This window comes from Duganella sp. CY15W, assembly GCF_009857555.1.
GTDB lineage: Bacteria > Pseudomonadota > Gammaproteobacteria > Burkholderiales > Burkholderiaceae_D > Rugamonas > Rugamonas sacchari.
The window spans coordinates 1-760 of record NZ_WWCQ01000017.1; the positions used below are offsets into that span (position 1 = coordinate 1).

Sequence of the window (760 nt, forward strand, 5' to 3'; positions counted from 1 at the left end):
CTATGGAGCCATCCTTGAAATACCACCCTGGTTCATTTGAGGTTCTAACCTTGGTCCGTTATCCGGATCGGGGACAGTGCATGGTAGGCAGTTTGACTGGGGCGGTCTCCTCCTAAAGTGTAACGGAGGAGTTCGAAGGTACGCTAGGTACGGTCGGACATCGTGCTAATAGTGCAATGGCATAAGCGTGCTTAACTGCGAGACCGACAAGTCGAGCAGGTACGAAAGTAGGACATAGTGATCCGGTGGTTCTGTATGGAAGGGCCATCGCTCAACGGATAAAAGGTACTCTGGGGATAACAGGCTGATTCCTCCCAAGAGTTCATATCGACGGGGGAGTTTGGCACCTCGATGTCGGCTCATCACATCCTGGGGCTGTAGCCGGTCCCAAGGGTATGGCTGTTCGCCATTTAAAGTGGTACGTGAGCTGGGTTTAAAACGTCGTGAGACAGTTTGGTCCCTATCTGCCGTGGGCGTTGGAAATTTGAAGGGGGCTGCTCCTAGTACGAGAGGACCGGAGTGGACAGACCTCTGGTGTACCGGTTGTCACGCCAGTGGCATTGCCGGGTAGCTAAGTCTGGAAGAGATAACCGCTGAAAGCATCTAAGCGGGAAACTTGCCTTAAGATGAGATTTCCCAGAGCCTTGAGCTCTTTGAAGGGTCGTTCGAGACCAGGACGTTGATAGGTCAGGTGTGGAAGTGCAGTAATGCATTAAGCTAACTGATACTAATTGCCCGTACGGCTTGTCCCTATAACCTT

General features: G+C 52.0%; 1 rRNA gene. It reads left to right on the forward strand.

From position 1 onward, the window contains the following. Positions 1–752 (forward strand): 23S ribosomal RNA (locus tag GTP58_RS30825); the annotation flags it as partial. Between the last annotated feature and the right edge of the window lie 8 nt (positions 753–760).